A 24,543-nucleotide genomic window follows, 5' to 3' on the forward strand; every position below is an offset into this window, starting at 1 on the left:
CGGCCATGCCCACGTCCGTGTCCGATGTGCTGGGCTGGCTGCAGGCGGCGGCGCCTGCTGCGCACCTGTGCTCGGACTCGCGCGCGGTCGGGGCCGGCGACGTGTTCCTCGCGTATCCGGGCGATTCGGCGGACGGCCGCCACTATATTTCGCAGGCGATCGCCAGGGGCGCCCGCGCGGTCGTCTACGAAGCCGAGGATTTCAGCTGGGACGCCGGATGGACCGTGCCCTCGCTGGCCATCACCGGGCTCAAGAAACTCGCCGGCCCCATCGCCGCCGCGCGTTACGGTCACCCGGACGAAGCGATGTTCTCGGTTGCGGTGACCGGCACCAACGGCAAGACTTCCTGCACGCAGTGGCTGGGACGCGCGCTGTCGCGGCTGGGCCAGCCCACTGCCGTGATCGGCACCCTCGGGGCCGGACTCTTCCGTGCCGGCGCCGACCAGGGCCTCGATGCAACCGGCTACACCACGCCGGACGCGGTGATCCTGCAGCGTCGTCTCGCCGCACTGCGCGACCAGGGCGCGAAGGCGCTCGCGATCGAGGCCTCCTCGATCGGACTGGACCAGGGACGCCTGAACGGCATGCATTTCGACGTTGCCGTCTTCACCAATTTCACGCGCGACCACCTGGATTACCACGGCAGCATGGAGGCCTATGAAGAGGCAAAGCGCATGCTGTTCGACTGGCCCGGGCTGTCGCAGGCGGTGATCAATCTCGACGATGCGATGGGGCAGCGGCTGGTGGGCCATCTCCGGACCTCGCGCCCGGCATTGCCGTTGCTCGGCTATACCGTTGGCGCCGCGCACGCGCCGGACGGCGTGGCCGCGTTGCGGGCGAGCGAAATCCGCAGCAGCCATGGCGGCACGGCGTTCCGCCTCGACGCGCCACAGGGTTCGGCGCAGGTGAAGACGCAGCTGATCGGGCAGTTCAATGTGAGCAACGTGCTCGCGGTGCTCGGCGTGCTGATGGCCCGTGGCATCGATTTCCGTACCGCGCTGGACGCGGTCGAGGCGCTCACCCCGGTGCCCGGTCGCCTGCAGCAGCTTGGCGGGCAGGATGCGCCGCTGATGGTGATCGACTATGCGCATACGCCCGACGCACTTGAAAAGACACTGGACACCCTGCGGCAGGTTGCCCGCCAGCGCGGCGGCCAGTTGTGGTGCGTGTTCGGATGCGGCGGCGACCGCGATCCCGGCAAGCGGCCGCAGATGGGTGCTGCGGCCCAGGCGGCGGACCATGTGATCGTCACCAGCGACAATCCGCGTAGCGAGGACCCGGCCGCGATCGTGGCGCAGGTGGTGGCCGGCATCGACCGCAACAAGCTGAAAGGCGACGCGCTGCAGGTGATCGAGGACCGTGCCGCCGCCATCCTGTGGGCCGGCCGGCACGCGGCGAAGAATGACGTGGTCCTGCTCGCGGGCAAAGGACACGAGGCGTACCAGGAGATCAAGGGCAAGAAGCTGCCGTTCCTGGACGCCGACCATGCCGCGCTGGCACTGGCCGCGCGCGCAACGATGAAGGGGACGATCTGATGAAATCGACATTGGCCACGATCCAGCCATGGGTTTCACAGGCGCGCGTGGAGCAGGGCGCGGCGCAGGACACGGCATTCGACGGCGTGACGACGGACAGCCGGAACGCCGCTCCCGGCAATCTTTTTGTCGCACTGCGCGGCGAGCGCTTCGACGCGCATGACTTCCTGGCCGACGTCGCCGCCCGGGGCGTGGCCGCCGTCGTGGTGGAGCGCGTGCCGGCCGGATTTGCACTGCCGGCGCTGGTGGTGCCGGACACCCGCATCGCTCTCGGCGAGATCGCCGCGTTCTGGCGCCGCCAGTTCACGCTGCCGGTCATCGGCGTCACTGGCAGCAATGGCAAGACGACGGTCAAGGAAATGATCGCCTCCATTCTCGCCGCGGCCCATGGCGCCGAACAGGTGATGGCGACCCGCGGCAACCTGAACAACGATATCGGCGTGCCGCTCACGGTGTTCCGCCTGCATGCGGGCTACAAGGCCGCCGTGATCGAACTCGGCATGAACCATCCGGGCGAGATCGCCGCCATCACCGCGATCGCCCAGCCGGCGGTCTCCCTGGTGAACAATGCACAACGCGAGCACCAGGAATTCATGGAAAGCGTGGAGGCGGTGGCAAAGGAAAACGGCAGCGTGATCCAGGGTCTGCCCGCCGACGGCGTCGCCGTATTCCCCGCCGGCGACCCGTATACAGCGCTGTGGCAGGGCCTGGCGGGACAACGTAAAACAATGACATTCGGGCTTGCACCGGATGCAGACGTCAGCTGCACATTCAGGGTGAACGATTTCGGCAGTGACCTGTCCATAACTGCCGGCGGGAAACATTTCCAGGTAACACTCTCGGCGGCGGGCGAACACAACGTCCGCAACGCGCTTGCCGCGACAGCCTGCACGCTCGCGATCGGCGTCCCGACGGACGCCATCGTACGCGGACTCGAGGCATTTGCCCCGGTCAACGGCAGGCTGCAGCGCAAGACGGCCACGAGTGGCGCCCTGGTGATCGACGATACGTACAACGCCAACCCGGACTCGGTGCGGGCCGCGATCGATGTGCTGGCGAATGCCGGCGCACCGCGCGTGCTGGTGCTGGGCGACATGGGGGAAGTGGGCGATGAAGGGCCGCAGTTCCATGCCGAGGTCGGCAATTACGCGCGCGACCGCGGCATTGAGCACCTGCTGACGCTGGGTGCGCTCGCCATGCATGCGAGCAGCGCCTTCGGACCCGGGGCGCGGCATTTCGACGATATCGACGCGATCAGCAAGGCTGCCGAGGCGATGGTTTCCGCCGGCACGACGGCGTTGGTCAAGGGCTCGCGTTTCATGAAGATGGAGCGCGTGGTCGCTTGCCTCGTCAATACACAAGATCAAGGACAGGGATCCCACTGACATGCTGCTTTGGCTGGCGCAATACTTCCAACAAGAACTCGGACCGCTCCGGGTTTTCAACTTCATCACTTTCCGCGCCGTGTTCGCCACGCTGACCGCGCTCGTGATCGGCCTCATCGCCGGTCCGGCAATGATCCGCATGCTGACGCGGATGAAGGTCGGACAGGCGGTACGTACCGACGGCCCGCAGACCCACCTGGTCAAGTCCGGCACGCCGACCATGGGCGGCGCGCTGATCCTGCTCGCCATCGGCATCTCGACCATTCTCTGGTCTGACTTCTCCAACCGCTTTGTCTGGGTGGTGCTGGTCGTCACGCTGGGCTACGGCGCGATCGGCTGGGTCGACGACTATCGCAAGGTGGTCTACAAGGACCCGGAGGGCATGCGCTCGCGCGAAAAATACTTCTGGCAGTCCCTGATCGGCCTCGTCGCCGCGGTCTACCTTGCCTTCTCGGTATCGGCGCCGACCAACACCCAGGTACTGCAGCTGTTCCTGGAGTGGGTGCAGTCCGGCTTCAGCCTCGACCTGCCGCCCAAGGCCGACCTGATCGTCCCGTTCTTCAAGACCATCAGCTATCCGCTCGGCGTCTGGGGCTTCATCGCGCTGACCTACTTCGTCATCGTCGGCACCAGCAATGCGGTAAACCTGACGGACGGCCTCGACGGCCTGGCCATCATGCCGACCGTGATGGTGGGTTCTGCGCTCGGGCTGATCGCCTACCTGACCGGCAGCACCGTCTATTCCAAGTACCTGTTCATCCCCTACATCCCGGGTGCGGGCGAGCTGCTGATCTTCTGCGGCGCGCTGGCGGGCGCTGGCCTCGCCTTCCTGTGGTTCAACACCTATCCGGCCCAGGTCTTCATGGGCGACGTCGGCGCGCTCGCGCTCGGCGGCGCGCTCGGCACCATCGCCGTGATCGTGCGCCAGGAGATCGTGCTGTTCATCATGGGCGGCATCTTCGTGGTCGAGACGTTGTCGGTGATGCTGCAGGTCGGCTATTTCAAGTACAGCAAGAAGCGCTACGGCGTTGGGCGCCGCATCCTGCTGATGGCGCCGTTGCATCATCACTTTGAACAAAAGGGATGGAAAGAGACCAAGGTCGTGGTGCGTTTCTGGATCATCACGATGATGCTGGTGCTGTTCGGACTGTCAACCCTGAAGCTGCGGTAATGGAAAACGGCGTGCAAAACATGAACGACGACGCGGACAAGGATCTGCAGGCGGCTGCGCCGGAAACGGCGCAGGAAGCGCCGCTTGCGCCGCGCGTCGAAACGGGCGCCGGCGATCTGGACGACGACGGCTTCGCACCGGGCGGCGATGCGCCGGCTGGCCTGACCGCAGGCGACGAGGGCGCGGGCGGAACCTCCGCGGCACCGGCCGCGCCGGCAGCCGCGGACACAGGCACGGACACCAGCACAGACGCGGGCTGGGGCGAGCCGGAGCCGCTGCGCAGCATGGAAGAATGCCTGGGCTACGAGGGCAAGCGCGCGCTGGTGCTCGGACTCGGCGAGACCGGTCTGGCCATCGCCCGCTGGCTGTCCGGGTACGGCGTCGCATTGCGCGTCGCCGACACGCGGCAAGCACCGGAGCGTCTGCAGGAACTGCGCGAATCGTTGCCGGCGATGGAATTCGTCGGCGGTCCCTTCACCGCGGACCTGCTCGATGGTGTCGATTTCGTCGCCCTCAGCCCCGGCCTCGCTCCCGGGCGCGAGCTGGCCGACATCGCCCCGGCGGCGAGCGAGCGCAACATCCCGCTGTGGAGCGAGATCGAGCTGTTTGCCCAGGCGCTCGCCGCGCTGAAGGCGTCTCGGCGCTATGCCCCCAAGGTCATTGCCATCACCGGCACCAACGGCAAGACCACCGTGACCAGCCTGACCGGCTTGCTGTGCCGGCGCGCGGGACTTTCCGCGCAGGTCGCCGGCAACATCAGTCCGGCCGCGCTGGACGTGCTGCGCGCGGCCCTCGCGGACGATGCGCTGCCGCAGGCCTGGGTGCTCGAGCTGTCCAGCTTCCAGCTGCACTCGACGAGCAGCCTGCAGCCGGACGTGGCCACGGTGCTGAACGTGACGCAGGATCACCTGGACTGGCATGGCGACATGGAGACCTACGCCACCGCCAAAGCCCGCATCTTTGGCGCCAACACGATACGCGTGCTCAACCGCGACGACCCGCTGGTCGCGCGCATGGCGTCGCCGCTTGCCGTCAACCTCAGCTATGGCACCGATGCCCCCGCGCAGCCGGACTGCTTCGGCCTGGTCGACGACAACGGCATGCAATGGCTGTCGGTCGCCGTTGCCGCCGAAGAAGGCGTGAAGCGCCGCCGCCGCAAGGACAGCATCGAAGAAGTGGAAGTGCTGGTGAACCGGCTGATGCCGGCGGACGCGCTGAAGATCCGCGGCCGCCACAACGCCGCCAACGTGCTCGCCGCGCTGGCCCTGTGCCGGGCGATCGGCCTGCCGCTTGCCCCACTGCTGCACGCGCTGCGCGACTACCGCGGCGAGCCGCACCGGGTCGAGATGGTGGGCAGCATCGGCGGCGTCGACTACTACGACGACAGCAAGGGCACCAACGTCGGCGCCACCGTGGCCGCGCTCAACGGCCTCGGCCAGGACCAGGCCGGCAGGCTGGTCCTGATCGCCGGGGGCGACGGCAAGGGCCAGGATTTCGCGCCGCTGGCCGACCCAGTCGCCCGTTTCGCCCGCGCGGTGATCCTGATCGGCAAGGACGCGCCTGCGATCCGGGCCGCCATCGCCCGCGACGATCTCGCGCTGATCGATTGTGCGTCGCTCGAGCAGGCCGTCCGGCAGGCGGCGGACTTGGCCCAGCCCGGTGACGCGGTGCTGCTGTCGCCGGCCTGCGCCAGCCTCGACATGTTCCGGAATTACAAGCATCGGGCCGAAGTATTCGTCGAGGCGGTGCGGGAAGTCGCGTTGTCGAAAGGCGAGGTGGTCGCATGAAGTTCGCGCTGCCATCCTTCGGGTCGACCGCCGCGGCGCCGCGCGTTGCCGGCGTCGGCCAGCGCTCGAAGATGATGGAATACGACCAGCCGCTGGTCTGGGTGGTCGTGCTGCTCATGCTGTTCGGCATGGTGATGGTGTACTCCGCGTCGATTGCGCTGCCGGACTCGCCGAAGTATGCGAACTACAAGAATTCGCACTTCCTGATCCGCCAGGCGAGCTTCATCGCCGTCGCGCTGGTGGCCGGCCTGCTTGCCTTCCGCGTGCGCATCGAGACCTGGCAGCGCCTTGCCCCCTGGCTTTTCGTCGCGACCATGGTGCTGCTGGTGCTGGTGCTGGTGCCGGGCATCGGCAAGGGCGTCAACGGCGCCCGTCGCTGGCTGTCGCTGAAAGTGTTCAACCTGCAGCCGTCGGAGATGATGAAGTTGTTCGTGGTGCTGTACGCGGCCGACTACACCGTCCGCAAGCAGGCGTACATGCACAAGCTGACCAAGGGCTTTCTGCCGATGACGGTGGCAATCGGTTTCGTCGGCCTGCTGTTGCTGCTCGAACCCGACCTCGGCGCGTTCGGCGTCATCGTCTGCATCGCCATGGGCATCCTGTTCCTGGGCGGTATCAACGGCATCTGGTTCGGCGGCATCGGCGCAACCCTGGTCGGCATCTTCACCATGGTGATCGTGCTGTCCCCGTGGCGGCGCGAGCGCATTTTCGCCTATCTGAATCCCTGGGAAGAAGGCAATGCCCTCGGCAAGGCCTACCAGCTGTCGCATTCGCTGATCGCGTTCGGCCGCGGCGAGCTGTTCGGCGTCGGCCTCGGCGGCAGCGTCGAGAAGCTGCACTACCTGCCGGAAGCGCACACCGACTTCCTGCTGGCGGTGATCGGCGAGGAGCTCGGCTTTGCCGGCGTGCTGGTGGTGGTCGCGCTGTTCTACTGGATCGTCAAGCGCGCATTCGAGATCGGCCGCCAGGCTATCGCCATGGACCTGACCTTTGCAGGACTCGCGGCCAAGGGCATCGGCATCTGGATCGGCGTGCAGGCCTTCATCAACATGGGCGTCAACCTCGGCCTGCTGCCGACCAAGGGGCTGACCTTGCCGCTGATGAGCTACGGCGGCTCCGGCGTCGTGCTGAACTGCGTCGGCCTCGCCATCCTGCTGCGCATCGATTACGAGAACCGGGTGCTGATGCGGGGAGGCCGTATATGAAGCGGCTGCTGATCATGGCTGCCGGCACCGGCGGCCACATCTTCCCCGGCCTGGCGATCGCTCGCACGATGCGCGAGCGCGGCTGGCAGGTTTCCTGGCTCGGCACCATGCACGGCATGGAGCGGGAGCTGGTGCCGAAGCACGGCATCGAGATGGACGCGATTGATTTTGCGGGACTGCGCGGCAAGGGCTGGCAGCACAGCCTGCGCGGCGGCTTCAAGATGCTGGCGGGCTTCGCCGAATGCTTCCGCGTGATCGGCCGCCGCCGTCCCGACGTCGTGCTGGGCATGGGCGGCTATGTGACCGTCCCCGGCGGCATGATGGCAAAACTGCGCGGCGTGCCGCTGGCGCTGGTCAATGCCGACGCGGCCCTGCTGCTGTCGAACAAGGCATTGGCGCCGGTCGCGCGGCGGGTGCTGTTCGGCTTCCCGGCCGACTTCGGCAACGCCGCCGGCAAGGCCATGGTGACCGGCAATCCGGTGCGCAAGGAAATCGTCGAGTTGCCGTCTCCGCCCGCGCGCTATGCGGGGCGTGCCGGTGTGCTGCGCATCCTCGTCGTCGGCGGCAGCCTCGGCGCGAAGGTGCTGAACGAATGCCTGCCGGCGGCGCTGGCGCTGATTCCGCAAGGGCAGCGGCCGATCGTCACGCACCAGTCGGGCAAGCAGCACATCGAAGCGCTGCGGCAGGCCTATGCAGGCGCGCAGGTGCAGGCGGAAGTGGTCGACTTCATCGACGACATGCCGCGCCGCTATGCGGAAGCGGATCTGGTGATCTGCCGCGCCGGCGCGATCACGGTATCCGAGCTGACTGCCGCCGGCGTCGCCAGCGTGTTGGTGCCGCTGACCGTGTCGACCACCTCGCACCAGCGCGACAACGCGCGCTGGATGGCAAAGCAGGGCGCCGCGATCCACCTGCCGCAGGGCGAGATGTCGCCGGCGCAGATGGCGGGGCTGCTGCAAAGCCTGGAAAGGGAAAAATGCCTGGCGATGGCGCAGGCCGCCTACGCGCTGGGCAAGCGCGAGGCCAATGACAGCATCGCCGCGGTACTTGAAGAATTGGCAGGAAAGGCATGAAACACAAAGTCAAGAACATTCACTTCGTCGGCATCGGCGGCGCCGGCATGAGCGGCATTGCCGAGGTGCTGCTGAACCTGGGCTACACCGTGACCGGTTCCGACCTCGGCAGCAATGCGGCGACGCAGCGCCTGGCCGAGCTGGGCGCCAGGGTCACGCTCGGCCACGCCGCCGAGCATGTGCAGGCGGCGGACGCGGTGGTCACCTCCACTGCCGTGCGCAACGACAACCCGGAAGTCGTGGCCGCGCGCGCGCGCCGCATCCCGATCGTGCCGCGCGCGATCATGCTGGCGGAACTGATGCGCCTGAAGCAGGGCATCGCCATTGCCGGTACCCACGGCAAGACCACCACCACCAGCCTCGTCGCCAGCGTGCTGGCCGAGGGCGGGCTCGATCCCACCTTCGTGATCGGCGGCCGGCTCAACAGCGCCGGCGCCAACGCCAAGCTGGGCGCGGGCGATTTCATCGTGGCGGAAGCGGACGAATCCGACGCCTCCTTCCTCAACCTGTCGCCGTCGATCGAGGTGATCACCAATATCGACGCCGACCACATGGAGACCTACGACCACAGCTTCGCCAAGCTGAAGCAGGCGTTCGTGGAGTTCACCAACCGCCTGCCGTTCTACGGCGTGGCGATGCTGTGCATCGACGATCCCAGCGTGCGCGAGATCATGCCCTTCATCTCGAAGCCCGTCCTGACCTACGGCTTCCATGCCGAAGCGCAAGTGCGCGCGGTCGACGCCCGGGCGGTCAACAGCCACATGGAATTCACCGTGCTGCAGGACGGCTATGCGCCGCTGACCGTGCACCTGAACCAGCCCGGCATGCATAACGTGCAGAACGCCTGCGCGGCGATCGCCATCGCGCGCGAAGTCGGTGTCGACGACGCGGCAACGCAGAAGGCGCTGCGCGAGTTCAACGGCGTCGGCCGCCGCTTCACCCGCTACGGCGACATCAAGCTGCCGTCCGGCGGCGCGTTCACCCTGGTCGACGACTACGGCCATCATCCGGTCGAGACCGCGGCGACGCTGGCGGCGGCGCGCGGCGCCTATCCCGGGCGCAGGCTGGTGCTGGCGTTCCAGCCCCACCGCTATACCCGCACCCGCGACCTGTTCGAGGATTTCGTGAAGGTGCTGTCGAGCGCCGACGCGCTGGTGCTGGCCGAAGTCTATCCGGCCGGCGAGCAGCCGATCGTCGCGGCCGACGGCAGGGCGCTTGCGCATGCGCTGCGCGTGCTCGGCAAGGTCGAGCCGATTTTTGTGGAAGACATTGCGGAGATGCCGGCCACGATCATGGAAATGGCAAGGGACGGTGATGTCGTCATCACCATGGGCGCGGGCTCGATCAGCGGCGTGCCCGCCAAGCTGTCCCGGACGAGCTGACAGGAAAAAACATGAGTGCTACCAATATCAAGAATGCGTTCGGCAAGGTCGGTGTCCTCTACGGCGGACGCTCGGCGGAACGTGAAGTCTCGCTGATGTCCGGCAAGGGCGTGCTGCAGGCATTGCAGAGCAAGGGGGTCGACGCCCACGGCTTCGACCCGGCCGAGCGCAGCCTGGCGGACCTCGCTGCGGAGAAGTTCGACCGCGTGTTCATCGCACTGCACGGCCGCTACGGCGAGGACGGCACGCTGCAGGGCGTACTCGAGCAGCTCGGCATCCCCTACACCGGGTCCGGCGTGATGGCGTCGTCGATCGGCATGGACAAGGTGATGACGAAGCGCATTTGGCTCAGCCATGGCCTGCCGACGCCGCGATTCGCGGTGCTGGATGCGAAGGAAACGACCGCCGCGGAACTCGGCAAGCTGCCGGCCGAGCTCGGTCTGCCCCTGATGCTGAAGGCGCCGCACGAGGGCTCGACCATCGGCATCGCCAAGGTGAGCGGCGAGGGCGACCTGCAGCCGGGATTCGACCTCTGCGCCAGGTACGACGAAGCAGTGCTGGCCGAGGAGTTCATCGCCGGCCGCGAGCTCACCGTGCCCGTCCTCGGCACCGGACGCGGCGCGCGCGCGCTGCCCGTCGTCGAGATCGTCGCGCCGCAGGGCAACTACGACTACGAACACAAGTATTTCAGCGACGACACGCAGTACCTGTGCCCGGCGCCGCTCGACGATGCGCTGACGCAACGGATCCAGGCGATCGCCGTGCGCGCCTTCAATGCGGTCGGCAGCAGCGGATGGGCGCGCGTCGACTTCATGCTGCGCGCGAGCGACAACGCGCCCTTCCTGCTGGAGATCAACACCTCTCCCGGCATGACCGGCCACTCGCTGGTGCCGATGTCGGCCCGCGCCGCCGGCATGAGCTATGAAGACCTGTGCGTCGAGATCCTGCGTTCCGCCGACCTCGACCTGAAGGCGACGCAGGACTGGAAACCGGTTTAAGGAAAGGGAACGGGAACAACCATGTGGCACGACCTGAGAATGCTCAATGCAACCACCAGCGCGCTGATCGCCGTGCTGGTGCTGAGCCTGCTCGGTTCCGGCCTGTGGTGGGTTGCGCACCGGCCGATGTTCACGCTGAAGGTGATCCGGGTGGAAGGCATGGACGGCGGGCAGCTTCGCCATGTCAACCCGTCCACAGTGCGCAGCGCCGCCCTTCCGCGTATCCGGGGCAATTTCTTCACCGCCAACCTCGACAACGTCCGGCAGGCCTTCGAGGCCGTGCCCTGGGTGCGCAAGGCCTCGGTGCGGCGCGAATGGCCGAACAAGCTGATCGTCAGCGTCGAGGAGCACCAGCCGCTGGGCACCTGGGGCGACGACGGCCGCCTGCTGTCGGTGAAGGGCGACGTGTTCACCGCCAACCTGGCGGAAGCGGAGGAGGATGCCGACCTGGCTGCATTCTCCGGGCCGGAAGGCAGCCAGAAGGAAGTGCTCGCGCGCTACTACCAGCTTGCGGAGTGGCTCAAGCCCGCAAGCCTGGCGCCGCGCGGCCTGCAGTTGTCCGACCGCTATGGCTGGAGCATGCGGCTCGACAACGGCCTGCGGGTGGAGTTGGGAAGGGAGCAGCAGCCGGCGCTGCTCAGGGGAAGGGTGGAACGGCTGGTGAATATCTATCCGCAGCTGACGTCACTGCTGCAGGACAGGATAGAAAGCGTGGACATGCGGTATCCGAACGGCCTCGCACTGAAGGCCCAGGGACTCGCACTCGATAGTAAGAAAGTCAAGCGATAAACATGACAAAAGACGCAAAGAACCTGATCGTCGGCCTCGACATTGGCACCTCGAAAGTGGTGGCGGTGGTGGCGGAGGTAATGCCCAACGGGAGGCATGAGGTCATCGGACTCGGGCAGCATGAGTCCAAGGGCCTCAAGAAGGGCGTGGTGGTCAATATCGAGGCGACCGTCGAATCGATACAGCGCGCGCTGGAAGAAGCCGAGCTGATGGCCGACTGCAAGATCAAGAACGTCTACACCGGGATCGCCGGCAGCCATATCCGCAGCTTCAATTCGAGCGGCATGGTGGCGATCAAGGACAAGGAAGTGACCTCGGCCGACGTCGCCCGCGTGATCGAGACGGCGAAGGCGGTCAACATTCCCACCGACCAGCAGCTGCTGCATACCGTGCCGCAGGAGTTCATCGTCGACAACCAGGACGACGTGCGCGAGCCGATCGGCATGAGCGGCATCCGCCTCGAGGTCAAGGTGCACATCGTGACCGGCGCGGTATCGGCGGTGCAGAACATCGTCAAGTGCGTGCGCCGCTGCGGGCTCGAGGTCTCGGACCTGATCCTGCAGCCGATGGCCTCGGCCGACGCGGTGCTGACACCGGACGAGAAGGAACTCGGCGTGGTGCTGATCGACATCGGCGGCGGCACCACCGACGTCGCCATCTTCACCGAAGGCGCGATCCGGCATACCGCCGTGATCCCGATCGCCGGCGACCAGATCACCAACGACATCGCGATGGCACTGCGCACCCCGACCGCCGAGGCGGAGGAGATCAAGCTGCGCTTCGGCGTCGCCAAGCAGGTGCTGGCCGACCCGGGCGAGTCGCTCGAGGTCCCCGGCCTGGGCGACCGCGGCCCCCGCAGTCTGTCGCGTCAGGCGCTGGCTGCCGTCATCGAGCCGCGCGTGGAGGAATTGTTCGCGCTCGTGCACCAGGTGGTGCGCGAGTCCGGATATGAGGAAGTGCTGTCGTCCGGCCTGGTCCTGACCGGCGGCTCGGCCATGATGCCGGGCATGGTCGAACTGGCCGAGGACATCTTCCTCAAGCCGGCGCGCCTCGGCGTGCCCGAGTACAGCGGCCAGCTCGCCGACGTGGTGCGCAGCCCGCGCTACTCGACGGTGTTGGGCTTGTTATTGGAAGCAAAGAAGCAGTACCTGCGCGGCCATATCGTCACTCGCCAGGACGGTTCGGTGAAGGCGGTCTGGCAGCGCATGAAAGAGTGGTTTCTGGGTAATTTTTAAGCAAACGGGTTCTGGGAAAGCAACCGCAGTTGGCAGTCGCCAGTCGCCGCACCGCGCGGTGACTATCGACTGAAAACTGCAATATCTGAGGAGTTAATAATGGAAATCGATATGATCGATAACGCAAATCAGGGCACCATCATCAAGGTCGTCGGTGTCGGCGGGGCAGGAGGCAATGCGGTACAGCACATGATCAACAAGGGCGTGTCCGGCGTCGAATTCATCGCCGCCAATACCGATGCGCAGGCGCTCGCCGCCTCCAAGGCCGGCAACCTGATCCAGATCGGCGACAGCGGCCTTGGGGCCGGCATGAAGCCGGAAGTCGGCCGCAAGCTGGCAGAGGATTCCCGCGCCCGCATCGAAGACGCGCTGCGCGGCTCGCACATGGTGTTCATCGCCGCCGGCATGGGCGGCGGCACCGGCACCGGCGCCGCGCCGGTGGTCGCCCAGGTGGCGAAGGAGCTCGGCGCCCTGACCGTCGCCGTGGTCTCCAAGCCGTTCTCCTACGAGGGCGCGAAGTGCATGGAAATCGCCGAGGAAGGCCTGGAGGCGCTGTCGCAGCACGTCGATTCGCTGATCGTGATCCTCAACGAGAAGCTGGAAGAGATCTATGAAGACGACAGCATGATCGAGTGGCTGCAGCATGCGGACGACGTCCTCAACAACGCGGTCGCCGGCATCGCCGAGATCATCAATGTGCCGGGCCACATCAACGTCGACTTCAACGACGTCAAGACCATCATGGGCGAGCAGGGCAAGGCGATGATGGGCACCGCCACCGCCTCCGGCGTCGACCGCGCGCGCATCGCCGCGGAGCAGGCGGTCGCTTCGCCGCTGCTGGACGGCATCGACCTGTCCGGCGCGCGTGGCGTGCTGGTCAACGTCACCGCCAGCCGCAGCCTGAAGGGCAAGGAGATCAAGGAAGTGATGGCAACCGTGCGCGCATTCGCCGCACCCGACGCCTCGATCGCGCAGGGCATCGCCTACGACGACACGATGGGCGACGACATCCGCGTGACGGTGGTCGCCACCGGCCTCGGCCGCGCACGCAAGAACGTGCAGCTGGTGCAGACGCCGGTCCTGCGCACCGGTACCCACAACGAGCCCATCATGGCGCACGGCGGCATGGCGCAAGGCGGCAGCACCGGGTTCGAAGGGCTGAGCAAGCCTGCCGTATGGCGTCGCGAGTCCGCATCCGAGACGGTGCGCGCGCTCGAGAAGAACGGCATGGAAACCTACGACATCCCCGCTTTCCTGCGCAAGCAGGCGGACTGAGACCGCTTCCCTGGCGCAGGGACCCGCCTGCAATCTCGCCAGGAAACGGGCATACTTGCCGCGCCCCCGTGCAAACGGGGCGCGGCATTTTTTTGAGCGCAGCGCTCGCAACCCATGCAAAGGAGAGGACAGATCATGACCATCAAAGTCGGCGACCGCCTGCCGGAAGGCTCCCTGTCGGAATTCATCGAAGTCGAGACCGAGGGATGCGCGCTCGGCCCCAATAATTTCAGCGTCGCCGATCTGGCCAAGGGCAAGAAGATCGCGATCTTCGGCCTGCCTGGCGCCTTCACCCCCACCTGTTCGGCCAAGCATGTGCCGGGCTATGTCACGCTGGCCGATCAGCTGAAGGCAAAGGGCGTGGATGAGATCTGGTGCATCTCGGTCAACGACGCCTTCGTCATGGGGGCCTGGGGACGCGACCAGAAGTCGACCGGCATCGTGCGCATGATGGCAGACGGCAACGCGTCCTTCACCAAGGCACTGGGCCTCGACGCCGATTTCAACAAGTTCGGCATGGGCACTCGCTCGCAACGCTACTCGATGCTGGTCGAGGATGGCGTCGTCAAGCAGCTGAACCTGGAGCAGCCGGGCAAGTTCGAAGTGTCGAACGCGGAAACGCTGCTCGCCCAGCTCGGCTGAATCTGCATTTACCGGAAAGCGGCGCCTGCGGGCGCCGTTTTTTTGGAGGACTCAGGGCGCCACCACCAGCTTCACCTGCGCCTCCTTCAACACGCGCGCCAGGTTTTCCGGGGGGCGGGCATCGGTGAACAGCATGTCCACCTGGGACAGGTGCGCCATCCGTACCAGCGCCTGGCGGCCGAACTTGTCCCGATCGGCCACCAGCCAGACCTCGCGCGACTGTTCGATGATGGTCTGCGCCACCTTCACTTCCCGCGCATCGAAGTCGCGCAGCGTGCCGTCCGCCTCGATGCTCGAGATGCCGATGATGCCGATGTCCACCTTGAACTGGCGGATGAAGTCGATGGTCGCCTCGCCGATGATGCCGCGATCCCGCCCGCGCACGACGCCGCCGGCAATGATCACCTCGCAATGCGGATTGTCGGCAAGGATCGCCGCGACGTTCAGGTTGTTCGTCACGACGTGCAGGCCCTGGTGCCGCACCAGGGCACGCGCCACCTCCTCCGTCGTGGTGCCGATGTTGATCAGCAGCGAGCAGCCGGGAGGCACTTGTTTCGCGACGGCTTCCGCTATGCGCCGCTTGGCCTCGATGTTCATCACCTGCCGCTGGCTGTAGTCGATATTCTCGACCGAGGACGGTAAGCCGACACCCCCGTGGTAGCGCGCCAGCAGGCGCTCCTCTTCCATCTGCTTGACGTCGCGCCGCACCGTCTGCGGCGTCACGCCCAGTTCCTGCGCCAGGTCTTCGACCGACATCGTTACCCGCTGGCGGACGACCTCCAGCAGGCGCCTTTGACGTGGATTAAGGGCCATTCATTCTTCCCCGGAAATGACGACAAACTTCATAAAATTAGACCATACGAAACAAAACGAAAATAGGCAAGCAAGAAAAATGTTGATTTCTTTTCGTTTTGTATCGTATCTTATGCTGATGTTATCTCAATGAAATCCCTCTGTCCCCGGCGAGAAGCGGATGAACAACAGTAGGAACACCCTGGCTTGCGACCTGCTGGTCATTGGCGGCGGCATCAACGGCGCCGGCATCGCGCGCGATGCCGCCGGCCGCGGCCTTTCCGTCGTGCTGTGCGAGAAGGACGACCTTGCCGCGCATACCTCATCGGCCTCGACCAAGCTGATACACGGCGGGCTGCGCTACCTGGAGCACTACGAGTTCGGCCTGGTCCGCAAGGCCCTGGTGGAGCGCGAGGTGCTGTTGCGGGCGGCGCCGCACATCATGTGGCCGCTGCGTTTCGTCATGCCCCACGACAAGGGCCAGCGACCGGCATGGATGATCCGCGCCGGCCTCTTTCTCTACGACAGCCTGGCCAAGCGCGAACTGCTGCCGGGGTCCCGCTCCGTCAACCTGCGCACGCATCCATCGGGCGAGCCCCTCAAGCCGGAATTCAGCAAGGGCTTCGTCTATTCGGACGGCTGGGTCGACGACGCCCGCCTGGTTATCCTCAACGCAGTCGACGCCGAGCTCAAGGGGGCCACCGTCCTGCCGCGCACCCGGTGCGTCGCCGCCCGGCGCGAGGGCGACCGCTGGCAGGCGACGCTGGCGCAGGACGGACGCGAGATCGATGTCAGCGCACGCTGCCTCGTCAACGCGGCCGGGCCGTGGGCCGCCCAGTTCCTGGCAAGCGCCATGCAGCGGCCCTCGGACAAGGTGCTGCGCCTGATCAAGGGCAGCCACATCGTGGTGCGGCGCATGTTCGATCATCCCTATGCCTACATCTTCCAGCATCCGGACGGTCGCATCGTGTTCGCCATCCCTTATGAGCAGGACTTCACGCTGGTGGGGACGACCGACCTCGACTACCAGGGCGACATGAATGCCGTGCGCATCTCCGACGAGGAAGTGGCCTATCTGTGCGAACTCACCAGCCACTATTTCCGCAAGCCCATCGTGCCCGCGGACGTGGTCTGGAGTTATTCGGGTGTGCGGCCCCTGGTGGAGGACGATTCGGCCTCGGCATCGGCCGTGACGCGCGACTACCGGTTCGAATTCGACACCGACGGCGCGCCGCTGCTGTCGGTCTTCGGCGGCAAGATCACCACCTTCCGCAAGCTGGCCGAAGAAGCGGTCGACATGCTTGCGGCCCGCTTAGGCAGCGCCGGTGGCGCATGGACCGCCGGCGCCTGCCTGCCAGGGGGCGACCTGTACGGCGCCCGTCCGAGCAAGCGTGCGGTGCTGGAATTCGACAAGTATGTGCAGGCGATGCAGCGCAAGTACGAATGGCTCCCCGCGTCGCTGGTGGCCCGTTTTGCCCGGTCCTACGGCACCCGCATGGGGCTGCTGCTGGCCGGGCGCAACTGCCGCGACGACATGGGCGAGGAAATTGCCCCGGGCCTGTTCGCGGCGGAGGTCGACTACCTGCGGCGGCATGAATGGGCAAGCAGCGCGGCGGACATCCTGTGGCGGCGCACCAAGCTCGGGCTGCACCTGCCGGCCGGCAGCGAGCAGAAACTCACCCAGTGGATGCAGGCCAGCCGCGCCGCCGCATGAACAAGAAGCCCCGATAAAAAGCAGGGGCGCAAGGAATCTTAGGAGGAGACACGTGCATCTCGCATTGGAAAACGTCAGCAGCAAGGTCGGTCCGCAACAGCACATCTATCCGCTGTCGCTGGCGCTGGCGCCCCGCACCATCAACGTGCTGCTCGGCACGACGCTGGCGGGAAAGACCTCGTTGATGCGCCTGATGGCCGGACTCGACCGGCCCACGGAGGGGCGCGTGCTCGCCGACGACCGGGACGTCACGGGCGTACCGGTGCGCGAACGCGACCTGGCAATGGTCTACCAGCAGTTCATCAACTACCCGTCCTACACCGTGTACGACAACATCGCCTCTCCACTGCGCATCAAGCGCGTTCCGGAGGCCCAGATCCGGCAGCGGGTGCACGAGATGGCCGAACGCCTCCACATCACTCCCTACCTTCAGCGCATGCCGGCCGAACTGTCCGGCGGCCAGCAGCAGCGCACCGCGCTGGCGCGGGCGCTGGTGAAGGAAGCCGGCCTGTTGCTGCTGGACGAGCCGCTCGTCAACCTCGACTACAAGCTGCGCGAGGAGTTGCGGCGGGAGCTGGCCGAGCTGTTTGCGGAAGGAAAGACCACGGTGGTCTATGCCACCACCGAGCCGCTGGAAGCGTTGCAGATGGGCGGGCACGTGGCGCTCCTGCACGAGGGCCGGCTGCTGCAGGCCGGTCCCACCGTCGATGTCTTCAACGCGCCGCAATCGATCCAGGCCGCGCGCACGTTCAGCGACCCGCCGATCAACCTGCTGCCGGCACGCCTGGACGCCTCCGGCCGGGCGCAGCTCGGGGAAGGCCTGGCGGTGCCGCTCAATGCCGAGCAGCGCATGCTGGCCGGCGACCGCGCGGAGCTGGTGCTCGGTCTGCGCGCCCACAGCCTGCGCCTCTCCCGCCGCGGCGACGAGGATCTTGCCATCGAGGCAGAGGTGGCGCTGTCGGAGATCAGCGGTTCCGAAACCTATGTGCACGCGCACCGCGGCGAGGTCGCGCTGGTGGCACAGTTGCCCGGGGTGCAGGACATGACCATCGGGACGCGCTGCACGCTGTACTGCCGTCCGGCGGACGTGTTCCTGTATGCGCAGGATGGCGCGCTGCTGTCCGCACCAAAGAAGAAGGGAGCCTGAGCATGGCACGCATCGAACTCCGGGAACTCGCCCACGCCTACAAGCCCAATCCGGCATCCCCCGCGGACTATGCGCTGCGTCCGATGGACATGGAATGGAAGGACGGCGGCGCCTACGCGCTGCTCGGTCCGTCCGGCTGCGGCAAGACCACGCTGCTCAACATCATCTCCGGCCTGGTCAAACCGTCGCACGGCCGGGTACTGTTCGACGGCAAGGACGTGACCGACCTGCCGCCGGAGTCGCGCAACATCGCGCAAGTGTTCCAGTTCCCCGTCATCTACGACACGATGACGGTATTCGATAATCTCGCCTTCCCGCTGCGCAACCGCGGCTGGAAGGGCGCGGAGATCAACAAGCGGGTCCACCAGGTGGCGGAAATGCTCGAGCTCACCCCCGACCTCAAGCATCGCGCCAGCGGTCTCTCGGCCGACGCCAAGCAGAAGATCTCGCTCGGACGCGGCCTGGCCCGGCCGGACGTCGCCGCCGTCCTGTTCGACGAGCCGCTGACGGTGATCGACCCGCATCTCAAATGGCTGTTGCGACGCAAGCTCAAGGAGATCCACCACGAGCTGAAGCTGTCGCTGATCTATGTCACGCACGACCAGGTGGAGGCGCTGACCTTCGCCGACCAGGTGGTGGTGATGACCCAGGGCGAGGTGGTGCAGGCCGGCAGTGCGCAGCAGTTGTTCGAGGAGCCTGCGCATACCTTCGTCGGCTATTTCATCGGCAGCCCGGGGATGAACCTGCTGCCGTGCAGGATCGACGGCGCCGCCGCCGACCTCGGCGGCGTCAGTCTCCCGCTGTCGCCGGCCGCGCAGGCGGCGCTGGCCGGCGCACGAGGCGACGTCAAGCTGGGCATCCGCCCGGAATTCGTGGAATGCGGCTTCGTCCCGCAACCCGGAGCGGTGCCGGCCGTCGTCCAGTCGGTGCGCGACCTCGGCACGCACACGCTGGCGGAATTCCGGCTCGGCGGCCTGAGCATTGCCGCCAAACTGCGCCACCTGGAGGCAAGCGCCGGCGAACAGGCCTGGTTGACGCTGCCGCCGGAACGCAGCCTTTACTACGTCGACGACAAGCGGGTGGCATGAGATGAAAACCCTCAACAACAAAGCCTGGTTCCTGGTCCTGCCGGTCATTCTGAGCGTGGCCTTTTCGGCGATCATCCCGCTGATGACCATCGTGAACTATTCGGTGCAGGACATCCTCGGGCCCAACCAGCGGGTCTTCGTCGGGACCGAGTGGTTCCAGATGGTGATGCGCGACGAAGAGCTGCATGGCGCGCTGTACCGGCAGATGCTGTACTCGCTTTCCGTGCTGCTGATCGAGATTCCGCTCGGCATCCTGATTGCCCTGACGCTGCCGGCCCAGGGCTGGCGCGCGTCGCTGTCGCTGGTGCTGGTCGCGCTGCCGCTGCTGATTCCATGGAACGTGGTCGGCACCATCTGGCAGATTTTCGGGCGCGGCGACATCGGCCTGCTCGGTTTTGCCCTCAACCGCGCCGGCATCGACTACAACTACACCGGCGACTCGATCGACGCCTGGGTGACCGTGCTGGCGATGGACGTGTGGCACTGGACGCCGCTGGTGGTACTGCTCTGCTATGCCGGCCTGCGCGCGATCCCGGACGCCTACTACCAGGCGGCGCGCATCGATGGCGCCTCGCGCTGGGCGGTGTTCCGCTTCATCCAGCTGCCGAAGCTGCGCAACGTGCTGATGATTGCCGTGCTGCTGCGCTTCATGGACAGCTTCATGATCTACACCGAGCCCTTCGTGCTGACCGGCGGCGGCCCCGGCAACGCCACTACCTTCCTGTCGCAGTACCTGACGCAGAAGGCGGTGGGCCAGTTCGACCTGGGCCCGGCAGCGGCCTTCTCGCTGATCTACTTCATGATCATCCTGCTGTTCTGCTTCGTGCTGTACAACTGGATGCAAAGACTGGGAACGGGAGACAAGAAATGATGAGCAAACGCCTGACGGCACCGATCCTGCTGGTCTACCTGCTGCTGTCGCTGCTGCCGATCTACTGGATGCTGAACATGTCCCTCAAGACCAACGAGGAGATCATCGGCACGCTGACGATGGTGCCGCACCAGCTGACCTTCGACAACTTCAAGACCATCTTCACCGATCCGTCCTGGTACGACGGCTACATCAACTCCATCATCTACGTCGCCATCAACATGGTGCTGTCGGTGCTGGTCGCGCTGCCCGCCGCCTATGCGTTCTCGCGCTATTCCTTCCTCGGCGACAAGCACCTGTTCTTCTGGCTGCTGACCAACCGGATGACGCCGCCCGCGGTGTTCCTGCTGCCATTCTTCCAGCTGTATTCCACGTTCGGCCTGATGGATACCCATATCGCGGTGGCGCTGGCGCACATGGTGTTCAACGTGCCGCTCGCGGTCTGGATCCTCGAAGGATTCATGTCCGGCATCCCGAAGGAGATCGACGAGACCGCCTACATCGACGGCTACAGCTTCCCGGCCTTCTTCGTGAAGATCTTCCTGCCGATGATCAAGGCCGGCATCGGCGTCACCGCGTTCTTCTGCTTCATGTTCAGCTGGGTGGAGCTGTTGCTGGCGCGTACCCTCACCTCGGTCAATGCCAAGCCGATCGCGGCCACGATGACGCGCACCGTGTCGGCGGCGGGCATGGACTGGGGCGTGCTGGCCGCCGCGGGCGTGCTCACCATCGTGCCCGGCGCGCTCGTGATCTGGTTCGTCCGGCACTACATCGCCAAGGGCTTTGCCATGGGAAGGGTCTGAAATGGAAAACGCATTCGAATGGATGGCATGGACGCCCCCGGTGGCGGTGTTCTTCAGCGCGGTGGTGCTGATGCTGGCCGTGATGACGGTATGGGAGATACGCTCGCCGACGATGGAGCGCAAGGGCTTCCTGCCGATCCCGACCACCCGCGGCGACCGGCTGTTCATCGGCCTGCTGGCGGCCGCCTACGTCAATCTTGCCTGGTCGGGCGCAACCGACCTGACGCAATGGATTGGGGCGGGAATCGGGTTTATCGTGTTGTTGGTTGTGATGCGCTGGGGCTGACCGCAGCGCCGCGGCGCCGCGTGGGCTCCTTCCCACCGCGCGGCGTTCCTGTCCAGGGGAAGGCAATGAAAATAGGTGGAGATATGAAAATCAAACTGACAGCGTTCGCGGCGGCAGCCATGCTTGCATGCGGCGCAAGCTGGGCGGATACCAAGGCTGCGGAGAAGTGGATCGACCAGGAGTTTCAGCCGTCGACCCTGAACCGGCAGCAGCAGCTCGACGAGATGAAATGGTTCATCGCGGCGGCCGAGAAGCTCAAGGCCAAGGGCATCAAGGAGATCAACGTGGTGTCGGAGACCATCGATACCCACGTCTACGAATCGAAGACGCTGGCCCGCGCGTTCGAGGAGATCACCGGCATCCGCGTGCGGCACGACCTGATCCAGGAAGGCGACGTGGTCGAGAAGCTGCAGACGTCGATGCAGTCGGGCAAGAGCATCTATGACGGCTGGATTTCGGATTCCGACCTAATCGGCACCCACTACCGCTACGGGGCGATCGAGCCGCTGTCCGACTACATGGCGGGCAAGGGCAAGGAGTTCACCAATCCCAACCTCGACCTCAAGGATTTCATCGGCACCAGCTTCACCACGGCGCCCGACGGCAAGCTGTACCAGCTGCCCGACCAGCAGTTCGCCAACCTGTACTGGTTCCGCGCCGACTGGTTCGAGCGCAAGGACCTGAAGGAGAAATTCAAGGCCAAGTACGGCTATGAGCTCGGTGTGCCCGTCAACTGGTCCGCCTACGAGGATATCGCCAACTTCTTCACCAACGACGTCAAGGAAATCGACGGCAAGAAGGTGTACGGCCACATGGATTACGGCAAGAAGGACCCGTCGCTCGGCTGGCGCTTCACCGATGCCTGGCTGTCGATGGCAGGCACCGCCGACAAGGGCATCCCCAACGGCATGCCGGTCGACGAGTGGGGCATCCGCGTCGCCGCCGACAAGTGCACCCCGGTCGGCGCTTCGGTCGCCCGCGGCGGCGCCACCAATTCCCCGGCAGCCGTCTACGCGCTGACCAAGTACGTCGACTGGATGAAGAAGTATGCGCCGCCGCAGGCGCAGGGCATGACCTTCTCCGAGTCCGGCCCGGTCCCGGGGCAGGGTGAAATTGCGCAACAGATCTTTTGGTACACTGCGTTCACCGCGCCGATGACCAAGGCGCAGGCCGTGATCAACCCGGACGGCACGCCCAAGTGGCGCATGGCGCCCGGCCCGCACGGCCCGTACTGGAAGGAAGGCATGCAGAACGGTTACCAGGACGTCGGCTCCTGGACCTTCTTCAAGTCGACCCCGGACGACCGCAAGGCCGCCGCCTGGCTGTATGCGCAGTTCGTGAATGCGAAGACCACCTCGCTGAAGAAGTCGATCGTCGGCGTCACCTTCGTGCGCGACTCCGACATCCGCCACGAGTACTTCACCAAGAACGCCGCCAAGTACGGCGGCCTGATCGAGTTCTACCGCAGCCCGGCGCGCGTCGCGTGGACGCCGACCGGCACCAACGTGCCGGACTATCCGAAGCTGGCGCAGCTCTGGTGGAAGAACGTGGCTACCGCGGTCACCGGCGAGAAGACGGCGCAGGCGGCAATGGACAACCTGGCGGAGGAAATGGACCAGGTGATGTCGCGGCTGCAGCGCGCCGGCATGAAGAACTGCGCGCCGAAGCTGAACGCGAAGGGCGATCCGAACAAGTACCTGTCGGACACCGGCGCGCCCTGGAAGAAGCTGGCCAACGAGAAGCCGAAGGGCGAAACCATCGCCTATGACAAGCTGCTCCAGGCGTGGAAGGAAGGCCGGGTCAACTGACCGACCGGCGCTGGCATGACCCGGCGCGGCATCGTCCGCGCCGGTTTCACTTTTGGGGACAAGAACATGACCAAGTACATCCTCGCCCTCGACCAGGGCACGACCAGTTCGCGTGCCATCCTGTTCGGCCATGACGGTCGCCCGCATTGCATCGCCCAGCAGGAATTCCGCCAGATCTTTCCGCATTCCGGCTGGGTGGAGCATGACGCCAACGAGATCTGGGAAAGCCAGCTGGCCGTCGCGCGCCAGGTGCTGCAACAGGCCGGGGTGGGCCCGGAACAGGTCGCCGCGCTCGGCATCACCAACCAGCGCGAGACCGTGGTCCTGTGGGATCGCGCCACCGGCGCGCCGGTCACGAACGCCATCGTGTGGCAGGACCACCGCAGCGCCGCGCTGTGCGACGAATTGCGCAAGCAGGGCAGGGAAGCACTGTTCCAGCAGAAGACCGGACTCGTGGTCGATGCCTATTTCTCCGGCACCAAGCTCAAATGGCTGCTGGACAACGTGCCGGGAGCGCGCGAACGCGCAGGCCGCGGCGAGCTGGCTTTCGGCACCGTCGACTCGTGGCTGATCTACCGCCTGAGCGGGGTGCACGTGGCCGACGTGAGCAATGCCTCCCGCACGCTGCTGTTTAACATCCATACCCTGGCCTGGGATGAAGAGCTGCTCGCGCTGCTCGACATTCCGTCCAGCCTGCTGCCATGGGTGGTGCCGAGCAGCGGCATCGTCGCCGAAACGCGCCCCGGCCTGCTCGGCGCGGCGATTCCGATTGCCGGCATCGCCGGCGACCAGCAGGCGGCCACGTTCGGCCAGGCGTGCCATCGCCCCGGCATGGCAAAGAACACCTACGGCACCGGCTGTTTCATGCTGATGCATACCGGGCAGGAGGCGATCGCGTCCGCCAACAATCTTCTCACCACGGTCGGCTGGCGGATCGGCAGCCGTACCGACTACATGCTGGAGGGCAGCGTGTTCAATGCCGGCGCGGCGGTGCAATGGCTGCGCGATGGGCTTGGAATCATCCGCAGCTCGGACGAGGTCGAGGCGCTCGCGCTGACCGTGCCGGATGCGGGAGGCGTGTATTTCGTTCCGGCTTTCGCTGGCCTCGGCGCGCCTTACTGGGATGCCTATGCCCGCGGCACCATGGTCGGCATCAGCCGTGGCACCACGAGCGGGCACATTGCAAGGGCGACACTGGCGAGCATCGCGTACCAGAGCGCCGATGTGCTGGAAGCGATGCAGAAGGATGCATCGATCCGCCTGACGGAGCTGCGGGTCGACGGCGGCGCCGCCCGCAACGACCTGCTGATGCAGTTCCAGGCCGATGTGCTGGGCGTGCCCGTCGTGCGTCCCATGGTCACCGAGACCACCGCGCTGGGCGCGGCCTACCTGGCTGGCCTTGCGGTCGGCTACTGGCATTCGCAGGAGGAAATCGGCGCCCAGTGGCAGGTGCAGAAGCGCTTCGAGCCGGCCATGTCCGAGGATGAGCGGCACGGCCGCCTGGGCGAATGGCGGCGCGCCGTGCAGAAGGCGCAGCACTGGCTGGCGCATGGTTGA

Annotated in this window: 21 protein-coding genes; 20 read left to right on the plus strand and 1 reads right to left on the minus strand. The window is 65.9% G+C overall.

Annotation, left to right across the window (positions count from 1 at the left end; genetic code table 11):
• Positions 1 to 5: 5 nt before the first annotated feature.
• The 12 genes from VIM12_RS08935 (at position 6) to VIM12_RS08990 (ending at position 14,477) form a co-directional block, all read left to right on the plus strand.
• Positions 6 to 1,535 (plus strand): UDP-N-acetylmuramoyl-L-alanyl-D-glutamate--2,6-diaminopimelate ligase, encoded by a 1,530-nt coding sequence (locus VIM12_RS08935; RefSeq protein ID WP_331941359.1) that lies wholly within the window; start codon positions 6 to 8, stop codon positions 1,533 to 1,535.
• Positions 1,535 to 2,920: a UDP-N-acetylmuramoyl-tripeptide--D-alanyl-D-alanine ligase gene (locus tag VIM12_RS08940; protein ID WP_331941266.1), complete on the plus strand. Its 1,386-nt coding sequence runs from the start codon at positions 1,535 to 1,537 to the stop codon at positions 2,918 to 2,920. The genes VIM12_RS08935 and VIM12_RS08940 overlap by 1 nt, the downstream gene beginning before the upstream one ends.
• Position 2,921: 1 nt before the next feature.
• Positions 2,922 to 4,091, plus strand: coding sequence for a phospho-N-acetylmuramoyl-pentapeptide-transferase (gene mraY / locus VIM12_RS08945; protein WP_331941267.1), 1,170 nt, complete (start codon positions 2,922 to 2,924; stop codon positions 4,089 to 4,091).
• A 296-nt stretch (positions 4,092 to 4,387) separates the two neighbouring features.
• Positions 4,388 to 5,878 carry a UDP-N-acetylmuramoyl-L-alanine--D-glutamate ligase gene (murD, locus tag VIM12_RS08950; protein WP_331941360.1) on the plus strand — a complete coding sequence of 497 codons (1,491 nt, stop codon included), beginning with the start codon at positions 4,388 to 4,390 and terminating at the stop codon, positions 5,876 to 5,878.
• On the plus strand, positions 5,875 to 7,083 hold the full coding sequence (gene ftsW / locus VIM12_RS08955) for a putative lipid II flippase FtsW (protein ID WP_331941268.1): 1,209 nt from the start codon (positions 5,875 to 5,877) through the stop codon (positions 7,081 to 7,083). Before murD ends, ftsW begins: the two co-directional genes overlap by 4 nt.
• Complete coding sequence (gene murG / locus VIM12_RS08960; protein WP_331941269.1) at positions 7,080 to 8,156, plus strand: undecaprenyldiphospho-muramoylpentapeptide beta-N-acetylglucosaminyltransferase; 1,077 nt, start codon at positions 7,080 to 7,082, stop codon at positions 8,154 to 8,156. The genes ftsW and murG overlap by 4 nt, the downstream gene beginning before the upstream one ends.
• Positions 8,153 to 9,538 carry a UDP-N-acetylmuramate--L-alanine ligase gene (murC, locus tag VIM12_RS08965; protein WP_331941270.1) on the plus strand — a complete coding sequence of 462 codons (1,386 nt, stop codon included), beginning with the start codon at positions 8,153 to 8,155 and terminating at the stop codon, positions 9,536 to 9,538. Before murG ends, murC begins: the two co-directional genes overlap by 4 nt.
• An 11-nt stretch (positions 9,539 to 9,549) precedes the next feature.
• On the plus strand, positions 9,550 to 10,536 hold the full coding sequence (locus VIM12_RS08970; RefSeq protein WP_331941271.1) for a D-alanine--D-alanine ligase: 987 nt from the start codon (positions 9,550 to 9,552) through the stop codon (positions 10,534 to 10,536).
• Between the two features lie 21 nt (positions 10,537 to 10,557).
• Positions 10,558 to 11,325: a cell division protein FtsQ/DivIB gene (locus VIM12_RS08975; protein WP_331941272.1), complete on the plus strand. Its 768-nt coding sequence runs from the start codon at positions 10,558 to 10,560 to the stop codon at positions 11,323 to 11,325.
• Positions 11,326 to 11,327: 2 nt separating this feature from the next.
• Positions 11,328 to 12,560 carry a cell division protein FtsA gene (gene ftsA, locus VIM12_RS08980; protein WP_331941273.1) on the plus strand — a complete coding sequence of 411 codons (1,233 nt, stop codon included), beginning with the start codon at positions 11,328 to 11,330 and terminating at the stop codon, positions 12,558 to 12,560.
• Positions 12,561 to 12,659: 99 nt separating this feature from the next.
• Positions 12,660 to 13,835 (plus strand): cell division protein FtsZ, encoded by a 1,176-nt coding sequence (ftsZ, locus tag VIM12_RS08985; RefSeq protein ID WP_331941274.1) that lies wholly within the window; start codon positions 12,660 to 12,662, stop codon positions 13,833 to 13,835.
• A 135-nt stretch (positions 13,836 to 13,970) separates the two neighbouring features.
• On the plus strand, positions 13,971 to 14,477 hold the full coding sequence (locus tag VIM12_RS08990) for a peroxiredoxin (protein WP_331941275.1): 507 nt from the start codon (positions 13,971 to 13,973) through the stop codon (positions 14,475 to 14,477).
• A gap of 51 nt (positions 14,478 to 14,528) precedes the next feature.
• On the opposite strand, the gene VIM12_RS08995 is transcribed toward VIM12_RS08990, so the two are convergent.
• On the minus strand, positions 14,529 to 15,290 hold the full coding sequence (locus tag VIM12_RS08995; protein ID WP_331941276.1) for a DeoR/GlpR family DNA-binding transcription regulator: 762 nt from the start codon (positions 15,288 to 15,290) through the stop codon (positions 14,529 to 14,531).
• Between the two features lie 160 nt (positions 15,291 to 15,450).
• On the opposite strand from VIM12_RS08995, the gene glpD reads away from it, so the two are divergent.
• The 8 genes from glpD to glpK all read left to right on the plus strand — a co-directional run bounded on the left by glpD (position 15,451) and on the right by glpK (position 24,543).
• The gene (glpD, locus tag VIM12_RS09000; protein ID WP_331941277.1) at positions 15,451 to 16,983 is read left to right on the plus strand and encodes a glycerol-3-phosphate dehydrogenase; all 1,533 of its coding nucleotides are present in this window, start codon (positions 15,451 to 15,453) and stop codon (positions 16,981 to 16,983) included.
• 52 nt (positions 16,984 to 17,035) lie between these two features.
• Positions 17,036 to 18,130 carry an ABC transporter ATP-binding protein gene (locus VIM12_RS09005; protein WP_331941278.1) on the plus strand — a complete coding sequence of 365 codons (1,095 nt, stop codon included), beginning with the start codon at positions 17,036 to 17,038 and terminating at the stop codon, positions 18,128 to 18,130.
• 2 nt (positions 18,131 to 18,132) lie between these two features.
• Complete coding sequence (locus tag VIM12_RS09010) at positions 18,133 to 19,218, plus strand: ABC transporter ATP-binding protein (protein ID WP_331941279.1); 1,086 nt, start codon at positions 18,133 to 18,135, stop codon at positions 19,216 to 19,218.
• Position 19,219: 1 nt separating this feature from the next.
• Positions 19,220 to 20,089, plus strand: coding sequence for a sugar ABC transporter permease (locus VIM12_RS09015; RefSeq protein ID WP_331941280.1), 870 nt, complete (start codon positions 19,220 to 19,222; stop codon positions 20,087 to 20,089).
• Positions 20,089 to 20,892 carry a carbohydrate ABC transporter permease gene (locus tag VIM12_RS09020; RefSeq protein WP_331941361.1) on the plus strand — a complete coding sequence of 268 codons (804 nt, stop codon included), beginning with the start codon at positions 20,089 to 20,091 and terminating at the stop codon, positions 20,890 to 20,892. The genes VIM12_RS09015 and VIM12_RS09020 overlap by 1 nt, the downstream gene beginning before the upstream one ends.
• A gap of 1 nt (position 20,893) precedes the next feature.
• A complete protein-coding gene (locus tag VIM12_RS09025) occupies positions 20,894 to 21,178 on the plus strand; it encodes a DUF2160 domain-containing protein (RefSeq protein ID WP_331941281.1) in 285 nt (94 codons plus the stop codon).
• A gap of 83 nt (positions 21,179 to 21,261) precedes the next feature.
• Positions 21,262 to 22,986 (plus strand): ABC transporter substrate-binding protein, encoded by a 1,725-nt coding sequence (locus VIM12_RS09030; protein ID WP_331941282.1) that lies wholly within the window; start codon positions 21,262 to 21,264, stop codon positions 22,984 to 22,986.
• Positions 22,987 to 23,052: 66 nt separating this feature from the next.
• Positions 23,053 to 24,543 carry a glycerol kinase GlpK gene (gene glpK / locus VIM12_RS09035; protein WP_331941283.1) on the plus strand — a complete coding sequence of 497 codons (1,491 nt, stop codon included), beginning with the start codon at positions 23,053 to 23,055 and terminating at the stop codon, positions 24,541 to 24,543.

Origin of the sequence: Noviherbaspirillum sp., assembly GCF_036563305.1 — a bacterium.
Lineage (GTDB): Bacteria > Pseudomonadota > Gammaproteobacteria > Burkholderiales > Burkholderiaceae_D > Noviherbaspirillum.